Here is a 10684-nt window from a genome sequence, read left to right as displayed (position 1 = left end):
AATAAAACGTATAAAAATCAAAGGTTTTATAGGAGAATAGTCTTTTCTCCAAAGAATGTTATATATGGAAATTATTCTTTAAGTTTGCAAAGCGAAACTTAGTCGATATATTGAATTGATAAATAAAGAAATGAATATACCCTTTAAAGTATTAAATATAAGCATTATACTCGCCGCTATGCTTTCCGGTTGTCAGCCGGAAATGCCTGTTACATCTTCAATAATAATTGATTTGGACGGCTTTTCTGTTCCTGTTAATAAAAATTTGTATGGAGTAACAATTGAAGAGATAAACCATGCCATTGATGGGGGAGTATATGCGGAGATGATACAAAACCGCAGTTTTGAGGATGGAGTGCCTCCTTTAAACTGCCCTTATGATGCCAAGCGAAATGTATTAAGCACACCTAACGGATGGACGATTCCTTTTATTCGTCCCGATTCAACACCCGGCTGGCGGAAAATTTCTTCAAATACCAGTATATGGCCTGATAATAAGGAGTTGATTAATGATAAAAATAAACGCTCTTTATTGGTTTCTGTTGCCGCTTCTTCGGAAACCGGGAGAGGAGGCGTAGTTGCAACCGGTTATAATGGACTTTCCATACGTGAGGGTGAAAAATATGAATTGTCCTTATATCTGAAAGGTGGGTCGATGATTCCTAAAAAGGTTCGTGTCTTTTAGGCGATTCTGTGGCAGAAACACCTTTGAGTGAAACTTTTGATGTTTCTCCGATATATGAATGGAGGAAATACAAACATACGTTTACTGCTTCGGAAAGCACAAATAATGCTGTTTTGGCTATTACGGCAGATACTTCTATTGTATTCTGGATGGATATGGTTTCTCTATTTCCTCAAAAAACATGGAAAGACAGGCCTAACGGTCTGCGTCCTGATTTAATGGAGATGATTTCCTCGTTGAATCCCCAGTTTGTCCGTTTTCCGGGAGGAAGTTTTGTAGAAGGTTATACGGCCGGAACGTATCCGGTCTGGCATGAAACCATTGGAGATATTTCTACACGCAGGAATTTCTGGAATATATGGGCGTATGGTTCGACCAACGGTATGGGGTATCATGAATATCTGCAAATGTGCGAAGATTTGGATGCGGAACCGCTGTATGTGATTAATAGCGGGGTGACAAGCCAAAGCCGCCGGCCGCGTTATGAGGATATTACAGCTATGAACAAGTTGGTTCAGGATGCATTGGATGCGATTGCTTATGCCAATCAGCCTGCTGATTCGACTTTTGGTGCTATGCGTGCCAGGAATGGGCATCCGGAGCCGTTTGACTTGAAATACATAGAGATTGGGAGTGAGAACTATGGGCAGGAATATTCAAAGCGTTTTGACCTTTTTAAAAAAGCTATTAATGAGGCTTATCCTGAAATTACCGTGATTAAGAGCTCGTTTATTTCAGGGAAAAACCGTAACGAGTGGACTGATTATCATTTTTATTCCGGTGAAGATTTCCTTATCGCAAATCATGACAGATACGAGACCGGGCAATATCTGAGAAGATTTCCTGCGGTTTTCATCGGTGAGTTCAGTATGGGCGATGTCTCTTTGCAAGGAACTTTGCGGGCGGCGATAGGAGAAGCCTGTTTCCTGCTAGGTGTGGAGAGTAGTCCGGAAGTGGTAAAACACCTGGCCTATGCGCCGGTATTGGGAAATGTAAATTATGATTTTCAGAGATATCCGGCTATTTCTTTTAATAATAACAGTGCAATCGGGTCTCCTTCTTATTATATGATGAAGATGTTTTCGGATAACCGGGGAGATGATTTGCTGAAAACAGAAATAGAAACATACAGCAGGCCCCAGGTTACATTCGGATATGCAGGAATCGAACTGTTTGATAACAGTTATGACTTTGAAGATGTACGGATTGATGGCAAACCTGTAACGGATGCGATAGTCAGGACCGGAGGCTGGAAAGTAAATAACGGTACATTAACTCCCGATGCCAACCGCTGGAACTATATCCTAATGGGCGATTCGATAGCTCACGACTACACTTTTTCCATGAAAGTCAGAAGGAATAAAGGAAGCGGACAGATTCAGCTTCGTGTACGGGATAATGGAAAAGAAGGAGAGGCCAACGACCATATTGCAGTTTCCATAGCTCCCGGAACCTGTGAGTTCTATCGTTCAGCCGGTGCGGTTAAAGACACATTGCGTTCTCCTGAACCTTATTCTTTTGAAAGTAACCGTTGGTATGATGTGAAAGTGGTTTGTAAGGATGAAGCCGTAAGTTGTTATGTCGATGACAAATTGGTGCATGAGGTTGTATTGCCTCCGCTGCCGTCGCTGGTTTCTGTTGCCACATTGGAGAAGGAGACCAATACGATTATACTGAAAGTCGTAAATACGACACAACATGAAGAAAAGACGGAATTGAATATAAAAGGTGCTAGTGTCAAAAATGATGCGGAAATCCTTCAATTGACCGGAGAGCCTTTGGTGCGTAATACATTTGATAATCCGACCCGGATTGTTCCAGTATCGAAGAATATCACTTTCTCTCTGGGTGGACCGATGGTTTATTCTTTCCCGCCCAACTCGATTACCATTATGAAGATGAAAGTCGATTAAGATAAAGAAAGGCCCTGAACAGTGATGTCCAGAGCCTTTTTTGTGATTACGAAAATGTGATTAGTGAACCAGCATTTCCGGAGTGATGCGGGTGAATCTTTCTGCATCTGCTTTACGCAGTTTTACACTGCCGTCATTCCAGTTGGAAGGCCATCCGCCGATGATATGTCCGAGGAATACCACTTTGATTTCATGCAGGCCGGCAGCCAAAGCAACAGAAGTGTCGTGGCGTGAGAAACGTTTTACTTCACCGCCATTGTTGATAAGCAGTTTACCGTCAATCCAAACTTCTTCGTTGTCAGAAGAGATATAGTAAACGCCATCTTCCGGAATATTTACATAACCGGTTGCAACGGCAGCATACTGTTTAACGCCTCTCATTGATTCGCTGGTCTTGACAACGCTGGTAAGTTCGCGCAAATCTTTCATGGTCGATTTCTTCCATTCTTTTACGTCAGCCAGTTTCGATGATTCAAGGAACATACCGTCAGTAACCTGCATTTCCAGTCCCGGAGTTGTTTTAGCAACTTCCTTAGCCGGAGCCAGGGCCTGCTTTTCTACAGTGATTGTACGAGTCTTGCTCATTTTACCGGAAGGTAATACGGAGCGGATTTTCAATATGCCTGATTCTGTGAATTCGATAGGAGCAGAGTAAACAGTTGATTCGGCAGTCGGTTCTGTTCCGTCGATTGTATATACCATTTTGACAGGGCGAGTTATTTTGAATGCCAGAGATGCTTTATCCGTAAATGCAACGAAGTTACATGAGCCATTCGGCTGTTCCGGTTGTGGGATATGATAGTTGATGTTGTGTGCATCCAGACGAACATAAGCATTATCAAGTCTGCGTTCGAAATCTTTATAATCCTTACGGTTTAGCGGACTCCATCCGATTTCGGCCAAAGCCAACATACGAGGATACATGCGATATTCCATCAAATCGGTGTTGTACATATATTCCGACCAGTTGTTACACTGAACACCGATTACATGCTGGGCTTTGCCTGTTGTAACCAATGTGTCAGGAATCGGGTTATAGCTGTATACTTTTTCAATCGTAGCATATCCGCCGATAGTTACCGGTTCTATTTTGGAATCTCCCTGATATTGGTCAAGATACATACCACCGCTTCCCGGAGTCATAATCACATCGTGGTCCATGTTAGCAGCAGCGATACCGCCGGCTTCACCACGCCATGACATAACAGTTGCAGACGGTGCAAGACCACCTTCCAGGATTTCATCCCAACCAATGATTTTCTTTCCGTATTTGCCGGAAAGATATTTTTCCATACGTTGTACGAAGTAACTCTGCAAACGTTCTTCCGCGCTGTGCTGTTTGTCGCCTTTTAACCCTTCTTCCTTGATACGTTTCTGGCATAGCGGACATTCTTTCCAGCTGATCTTCGGACATTCGTCACCTCCGATATGGAAATATTCACTGGGGAACAACGGGGCGATTTCATCAATCACGTCTTCCAGGAACTTGAATGTTTCTTCTTTGCCGGCACACATTACGATGTCTTCAACACCCCAGATGATACGCGGAGTACCCGGTTCGCCTTTACAAGACAATTCAGGATAACCGGCGATAGCAGCCATTTCGTGTCCCGGAAGTTCCAGTTCAGGAATAACTGTGATGAAGCGATCGGCTGCATATTTCACAACTTCCTTGATTTCTTCCTGTGTATAGAAGCCGCCGTACTCAGTGCCTTCGCCTTCGATACGTTTTGCTCCGACTTCTGTCAGTTTCGGATATTTCTTGATTTCGATACGCCAGCCCTGGTCGTCTGTTAAGTGCCAGTGCATGCGGTTGACCTTGAACAGGGATAATACGTCAATCTGTTTTTTTACGTTTTCAACTGGAATGAAATGGCGGCACGGGTCAAGCATGAAGCCACGGTATCCGAAACGCGGTTCGTCTTTTACCGAAACACATGGAGTGGTCCATGCGATACCGTTTACAACAACCGGACTTTCGATTTCTGCCGGCAACAGTTGCATGAATGTCTGCATACCGTAGAACAAACCTTGCGGAGTTTTAGCTTTTACAACGACTCCATTGGCAGTTACGTCGAGTGTGTAACCCTCGTTATTTACGTCCAGTGATTCGTCGATGAGCAATGAAATCCCGTTAGAAACTTCTTTGTCTCCGACTGTTACCTGATAACCTGTTGCCAGATTCATTTTAGAAGCAAAAAATTCAGCCACAGTCTTAGCTTCCGGAGTGGAAGCCTGGAAAGCCATATTTTTGCCAACTTTAAAGACTCCTTCGTTCTGAGTCAGACTTACAGGTACAGGAATTACATTGATACCCTGATTATAAGGCATCTGTTTTGTAGGCCCTTCGCTGCATGACGCAAGGATACATAGTGCTGCGCCTGCACACATTGAAACGAGCTTCTTCATGTTATAAAGATAAGTTTATAGATAATTGTGAATTTTGTTTTTCGTAGGGGCGGCCCTAGCGGTCGTCCCGGTATTTACTCCGGTTAAACAGATATTTTTGCCGCTTATACGGTATTTATATACTATATATAATATAATGTATAGGGACGGCGGTTTTAGTGCCGGCCCTATACAAGGTATTTTACCATGCGAAGATTGGATATTCTTTCATGATGCTGTTTACTTTTTCGCGAACAGCGGTGATTGTCTTATCACATTCGGGAGCAGAAAGAACAGTGTCAATTAATTCAACGATTTCAGCCATCAGCGGTTCTTTGGCACCACGGGTTGTGATAGCCGGAGTACCGACACGGATACCTGACGTCTGGAATGCTGAACGGCTGTCGAACGGAACCATGTTCTTATTGACAGTGATGTCGGCAGCAACCAATGCTTTTTCAGCTACCTTACCGGTCAGTTCAGGGAATTTCTTACGTAGGTCGATCAGCATACTGTGATTGTCCGTACCATCGGAAATAATCTTATACCCCTTATCGATAAATGCTTTAGCCATAGCAGCCGCATTTGCCTTCACCTGAGCCTGGTATGTTTTGTATTCCGGTTCCAGTGCTTCGCCAAAAGAAACGGCTTTAGCAGCAATTACATGTTCCAGTGGACCTCCCTGGATTCCCGGGAATACGGCTGAATCGAGTAACTGCGACATCTTTTTGATTTCGCCTTTCGGAGTCTTCTTTCCCCATGGGTTTTCGAAGTCTTTGCCTAACAGAATGATACCTCCGCGCGGACCACGCAGCGTTTTATGAGTCGTAGAAGTTACGATGTGGGCATATTCCAACGGGTTGTTCAGCAAACCGGCTGCAATCAGACCGGCAGGGTGGGCCATGTCTATCATCAACAGGGCGCCTACTTTGTCGGCGATTTCGCGCATCTGTTTGTAATCCCATTCACGTGAATAAGCAGAACCGCCACCGACAATCAATTTCGGTTTTTCGCGCAGTGCAACTTCTTCCATCTGGTCGTAATCGACGCGTCCGGTTTCTTCTTTTACGTTATATTCTGTTGCTTTATATAGGATACCTGAACTATTTACGGGAGAACCATGAGAAAGGTGGCCGCCATGTGCCAGATTCAAACCGAGGAATGTATCCCCTGGGTTAAGAACTGCCAGGAATACGGCTGCATTTGCCTGTGCTCCCGAGTGAGGCTGGACATTTGCCCATTCAGCATTGAAGATTTGTTTCAACCGTTCGATAGCAATCGTTTCGCTCTGGTCTACTACCTCGCAACCACCATAATAACGCTTGCCGGGATAACCTTCGGCGTATTTGTTGGTCAGGCAGCTTCCCATGGCTTGCATCACCTGGTCGCTCACAAAGTTTTCAGAAGCAATCAGCTCGATACCTTTCAACTGGCGCTGATGTTCTTTTTCAATGATGTCGAAAATGATCTTGTCTTGTTTCATTACATGTAAAATTGGTTATTGCAATGAGTTCTCTGCTTATCAAAATGAGAGAATCGTCGCAAATTTACGATAAATTTCTGTATATATAGTCTAATTGTTATCAAAATATAAATAGAGAGGGGAGGGAAAGAGGTTGTTTTTATGCCTATCTTTGCCGTTCTCCGTATTTGTGGAAATATTTCTGTTAAAACTAAGAGTTTAAGGTATGAAAGAGAATAAATATGATGACGAAGAGTTCTTCAGCCGCTATTGCCGGATGTCGCGTTCTGTGGATGGTTTGAAAGGCGCGGGAGAATGGCACATGCTAAAGAAGATGTTGCCCGATTTCCAGGGGAAAAGGGTGCTTGACCTGGGATGTGGTTTCGGATGGCATTGCGTATATGCCATTGAACAGGGAGCGGCTTCTGCACTGGGTATCGATATTTCGGAGAAGATGCTGGAAGAAGCCCGAAAAAGAAATTCTTCCCCTCGGATAACCTATAAATGTATGGCTGTGGAAGATTTTGAATATAAGCCTGATATGTTTGATGTAGTCATCAGTTCGCTGACGTTTCATTATCTGGAATCTTTTGATACGGTTTGTGAGCATGTGTACCGTTGTCTGAGCAAGGGCGGAACATTTGTTTTCTCGGTCGAGCATCCGGTTTTTACGGCTTATGGTACGCAGGATTGGTATTATGGAGCTGACGGTGAGATTCTGCATTGGCCGGTCGACCGTTATTTTACGGAAGGAAAACGCCGTGCTGTCTTTTTGGGCGAAGAGGTGGTGAAGTATCATAAGACATTGACTACTTATATAAATGGATTGATTAAGTCGGGCTTTGAAATAACCGGATTGATAGAGTCGGAACCCGACCCTGCCTTACTGGATACCATTCCCGGTATGCAGGATGAATTACGCAGGCCGATGATGCTCCTTATTTCGGCTGTCAAGAGGTAATAGAACCTGTTTTCTTACTATTCTCAATTTTATACTAGTGTGTTATTGCTCAGTTGATTACAGTTTCCTCGTAGTTTCGTGTTTGGGAAACTCCAGTTCCCTGCCTAGGAAACTGTAATTTCCTGCCTGGGGAACTCCAGTTTCCTGCGGAAGAAACTCGCGTTTCCTGCTTAGGAAACTGAAGCCGTTTCGGCATGTCCGGAATTTTGCTCCCCAGTGAATGACAAATTGCCAACTCAATAGGAAAAATGACCATTCCCTTAACTAGTCGCTTTCTCTACTTTTGTCTTGTCATCCTTTGCGTTTTAGCGGGGAGGCTGATAGATAATAAATATTGGAATATAGATAAATATTACGAACAATTAGGTTAAAACGAATGTTCTGTTAATAACTAACTTAAAAGAGGAGAAACGAAAGATGAAAAAGTATGATGCGATAATCATTGGGTTTGGTAAGGCCGGCAAGACTTTGGCCGCAGAGTTGGGAACAAGAGGCTGGAACGTGGCCATTATTGAACGTTCGGCTGGTATGTATGGCGGAACTTGTATCAATATAGGTTGTATCCCGACAAAAAGGCTGGTACACATGTCGAAAGTAACTCAATACAGGAAACCCTCTTCTTTTGAGCAATACGCAGAGGAATTCCGGAATGCTATTGCCGGAAAAAGAGAACTGACTGCCTTTTTACGCAAAAAGAATTTCGATAACCTCGATTCGAAAGACACCGTCACGGTCTATACCGGTATCGCTTCTTTCCGTTCTCCTCATGAAATAGAAGTGAAAGCAGGCAATGAAACCCTTCTCCTGGAGGGCGAAAAGATATTCATCAATACGGGCGCTTCCACCATTATTCCGTCAATCAAGGGACTGGAAGGTAATCCGTATGTTTATACCAGTACTTCTATCATGGAACTGGATAAGTTACCGCGCCGATTGGTGATTGTTGGCGGTGGTTACATCGGCCTTGAGTTTGCCTCCATGTTTGCCGGCTTCGGTTCCGAAGTGACTGTGCTCGAAGGGGGCGACAAGTTTATTGCCCGCGAAGACCGCGATATCGCTGAGGCGGTAAAAACAGTATTGGAAAAGAAAGGAATTACTATTCATCTGAACGCTTTGGTGCAGTCGATTGAACACAATGGCGCCGAAGCTGTTATAACATATAAAGAGAATGTGGGAGGAGAGCTCCGGCAACTTCCCGCTGATGCCGTTTTGTTGGCAACCGGCCGACGTCCGAACACGACGGACCTGAATACGGAAGCCGCAGGCATACAGGTTTCCGACCGTGGTGCAATCGTGGTAGACGAACACCTGCATACGAACGTGCCCGATATATGGGCCATGGGCGATGTGACAGGCGGACTCCAGTTCACTTACATCTCCCTGGACGATTACCGGGTGATAAAGGATGAACTGTTCGGTAGCGGACGCCGTACGAAAGATGACCGTGTAGCCGTGGCTTACTCCGTTTTCATCGACCCGCCTTTGTCGCGTATCGGTATGGGAGAAGAAGAGGCCTTGCGTTCGGGAAGAAAGATAAGTATCGCACGGATTCCGGCGGCAGCATTCCCTCGGACACGTACTTTCGAGCAGACGGATGGCCTACTGAAAGCGATTGTCGATACGGAAACAGGCGAGATACTGGGTTGTACCCTGTTCTGCGCCGAATCGACGGAGGTTATCAATACCGTCTCGCTGGCTATACGGGCGGGAAAAGATTACACATTCCTGAGGGATAGCATTTATACGCATCCTTCGATGAGTGAATCGTTGAACGATTTGTTTGCATTGATAAAATAACGAAATATAAAATAGAACAGAACATGAAAAAAGCAGATATCGGACTGATAGGTCTTGCCGTTATGGGGGAGAACCTGGCTCTGAACATGGAAAGCAAAGGTTTTACCGTTGCTGTATATAACCGTAGTTTCCCCGGTGAGGAAAGGGTAGTGGACCGTTTTGTGAACGGCCGCGGCAAGGGGAAGAATTTTATCCCGGCCCATTCTATCGAGGAACTGGTGGAAGCCGTTAAGCGTCCGCGTGTCATCATGATGATGATTAAGGCAGGTGCTCCGGTCGATGAGATGATTGAACAACTGTTGCCCCACATGTCGCCCGGCGATGTGATTATTGACGGTGGTAATTCCGATTTCCACGATACGGAACGCCGTGTGAAGGAAGTGGAGGCAAAAGGTCTTTATTTTGTCGGTAGCGGTATTTCAGGCGGCGAGGAAGGTGCCCTGCACGGCCCGTCCGTGATGCCCGGAGGTTCTCCCGAAGCATGGCCTATTGTGAAGGACATATTGCAAGGCATTGCTGCCAAGCTCGATGACGGGACTCCCTGTTGCCAATGGATAGGCGCAGGCGGTGCCGGACATTTCGTGAAGATGGTGCATAACGGGATTGAGTATGGCGACATGCAGTTAATCTCCGAAGCCTATTCTTTGCTGAAGAACCGTAAAGGGCTGGATAATGACGAAATGGCTGTCGTCTTTGAAGAATGGAACAAAGGGGAACTGGACAGTTCCTGATTGAGATTACAAAGAATATCCTCCGCTTCCGCGACGAAGACGGCAAACCGTTGCTGGACAAAATCCTGGACGTTGCCAGCCAGAAAGGAACCGGCAAATGGAGTGCCATCGCAGCGATGGACGAGAACGACCCGCTGACCTTGATTACCGAGGCCGTTTATGCCCGTATGCTATCGACCCTGATATCTGAACGCGGAGAGGCTTCCAGCTTATATCCCGAACCTGTCGAACTGGGTGAAAACCTGTATGTGGAAGAGATTCGCCAGGCCTTGTATGCTGCGAAGCTGATTTCTTATGCACAAGGTTTTTCTTTGATTCTCCGCGCTTCCGAACGTTACGGATGGGAGCTCGACTTCGGCACGATTGCACAGATATGGCGTAAAGGCTGCATCATCCGTTCCGTATTCTTGCAGAAGATTACGGATGCGTACAAGAAGGCTCCGGAGTTGCCGAACCTCCTGTTCGACGACTTCTTCCGCATCAAGATACAGGCCGCTTTGCCATCTTGGCGTAAGGTGGTTGCAGAAGGCGCCCTGAGTGGCGTAGCCTTGCCGGCCATGAGTTCGGCCCTGAGTTATTTCGACGGCTTGCGCACGCTCAATTCGGCTGCCAACCTGATTCAGGCACAGCGTGACTATTTCGGTGCCCATACCTATGAAAGGGTAGACCGCGACCCCGGTATTTTCTTCCACACCAACTGGACGGGCGAAGGCGGTAACACAGTTTCCGGAACTTATACAGTATAAA

6 protein-coding genes and 1 pseudogene are annotated in these 10684 nt (G+C 45.5%); 5 read left to right on the top strand and 2 right to left on the bottom strand.

The window, feature by feature from the left end; genetic code table 11:
* Positions 1–130: 130 nt before the first annotated feature.
* Together DXA15_RS26275 and DXA15_RS10450 are read left to right on the top strand one after the other, a co-directional pair.
* A complete protein-coding gene (locus DXA15_RS26275) occupies positions 131–685 on the top strand; it encodes a hypothetical protein (protein ID WP_233567131.1) in 555 nt (184 codons plus the stop codon).
* Between the two features lie 8 nt (positions 686–693).
* On the top strand, positions 694–2598 hold the full coding sequence (locus DXA15_RS10450; protein ID WP_233567129.1) for an alpha-L-arabinofuranosidase C-terminal domain-containing protein: 1905 nt from the start codon (positions 694–696) through the stop codon (positions 2596–2598).
* 60 nt (positions 2599–2658) lie between these two features.
* Here the strand turns inward: DXA15_RS10450 and DXA15_RS10445 are convergent, their stop codons facing one another.
* Together DXA15_RS10445 and glyA are read right to left on the bottom strand one after the other, a co-directional pair.
* Positions 2659–5007: a family 20 glycosylhydrolase gene (locus tag DXA15_RS10445; protein ID WP_128133983.1), complete on the bottom strand. Its 2349-nt coding sequence runs from the start codon at positions 5005–5007 to the stop codon at positions 2659–2661.
* Positions 5008–5188: 181 nt separating this feature from the next.
* Positions 5189–6469, bottom strand: a complete 1281-nt coding sequence (gene glyA / locus DXA15_RS10440; RefSeq protein ID WP_128133982.1) for a serine hydroxymethyltransferase — start codon at positions 6467–6469, stop codon at positions 5189–5191.
* A gap of 205 nt (positions 6470–6674) precedes the next feature.
* Between glyA and DXA15_RS10435 the strand changes: the two genes are divergently transcribed.
* From DXA15_RS10435 to gnd, 3 genes and pseudogenes are all read left to right on the top strand, one after another.
* Entirely contained in the window at positions 6675–7409 is a 735-nt protein-coding gene (locus DXA15_RS10435) for a bifunctional 2-polyprenyl-6-hydroxyphenol methylase/3-demethylubiquinol 3-O-methyltransferase UbiG (protein WP_128133981.1), read from the top strand.
* Between the two features lie 417 nt (positions 7410–7826).
* The gene (locus DXA15_RS10430) at positions 7827–9206 is read left to right on the top strand and encodes an FAD-dependent oxidoreductase (protein ID WP_122328978.1); all 1380 of its coding nucleotides are present in this window, start codon (positions 7827–7829) and stop codon (positions 9204–9206) included.
* A gap of 23 nt (positions 9207–9229) precedes the next feature.
* A pseudogene (gene gnd / locus DXA15_RS10425) lies at positions 9230–10683 on the top strand (decarboxylating NADP(+)-dependent phosphogluconate dehydrogenase).
* The last annotated feature ends 1 nt before the right edge of the window (position 10684 follow it).

It is taken from the genome of Parabacteroides sp. AM58-2XD (genome assembly GCF_003463685.1).
GTDB lineage: Bacteria > Bacteroidota > Bacteroidia > Bacteroidales > Tannerellaceae > Parabacteroides > Parabacteroides segnis.
Note: the sequence above shows the minus strand (reverse complement) of the source record. Positions and strands in the feature narration are given on the sequence as shown.

Coding starts and splice junctions, on each gene's coding strand:
- glyA (WP_128133982.1), bottom strand. CDS start 6,469: ATGAAACAAGACAAGATCATTTTCGACATCATTGAAAAAGAACATCAG.
- DXA15_RS10445 (WP_128133983.1), bottom strand. CDS start 5,007: ATGAAGAAGCTCGTTTCAATGTGTGCAGGCGCAGCACTATGTATCCTT.
- DXA15_RS26275 (WP_233567131.1), top strand. CDS start 131: ATGAATATACCCTTTAAAGTATTAAATATAAGCATTATACTCGCCGCT.
- DXA15_RS10430 (WP_122328978.1), top strand. CDS start 7,827: ATGAAAAAGTATGATGCGATAATCATTGGGTTTGGTAAGGCCGGCAAG.
- DXA15_RS10435 (WP_128133981.1), top strand. CDS start 6,675: ATGAAAGAGAATAAATATGATGACGAAGAGTTCTTCAGCCGCTATTGC.